Raw genomic sequence first — 670 nt, 5'->3', positions numbered from 1 at the left:
ACCCGTCCGGGGCCGATCCGGCCGCCCCGCCGGGTGCCACACGCACCGGCGGTGCCGGGCGTCCGAGCCGCGCGCGCGATACGGGCGGCCCTGCCGCCGCGGACGAGCAGGACGCTCCGCCCGCTGCGGGGAGTACGCAGGACCGGCACGACGCGCCCCCTCCGGACGGTTTCGCCGGCGTCGGCGGGCGCGTGCCGTCCGGTGATCCTGGCGGCCGGGGCGTCGGCGGGCGTGTCCGCAGGGGCGGACCGCTGGGGCGCCTCCGCGGCAAGCGCGCCGTACCGGATCCCGCCGCGCCCGCCGCAGGCGCGTGGCGGCTGCGCGCCGAGGTCACCGGGTTCACCCACCTCAGCCTCGATGCCGAGCCCGGGACCACCATCGCCGTCGTCGGGCCCAACGGCGCGGGCAAGACCACCCTCCTGCGGGCCCTCCTCGGGCTCACCCCCCGCTCCCACGCCACGCTGCGCCTCGGTGACCTGGACGTCACCGCCCTGGCGCCGCACCGGCGCGACGTCGCCTGGGTGCCGCAGAACGGTGCGCTCTTCCCCCACCTCAACGCCCTCGCCAACACCGCCTACGGCCTGCGCGCCCACGGCGTGCGCCGCGCCGAAGCGCGCCGGGACGCCCAGCAGTGGCTCGACCGGCTCGGCGTCGGCCATCTCGCGGGCCG

At 79.6% G+C, this 670-nt stretch carries 1 pseudogene; it reads left to right on the top strand.

What is annotated here, in order from left to right:
* Window positions 1-317 precede the first annotated feature (317 nt).
* Window positions 318-670, top strand: a pseudogene (locus tag GT042_RS18010) (ATP-binding cassette domain-containing protein); the annotation flags it as partial.

Origin of the sequence: Streptomyces sp. SID3212, assembly GCF_009865405.1 — a bacterium.
Classification (GTDB): domain Bacteria; phylum Actinomycetota; class Actinomycetes; order Streptomycetales; family Streptomycetaceae; genus Streptomyces.
This window is presented reverse-complemented; position numbering and strand designations above follow the sequence as displayed.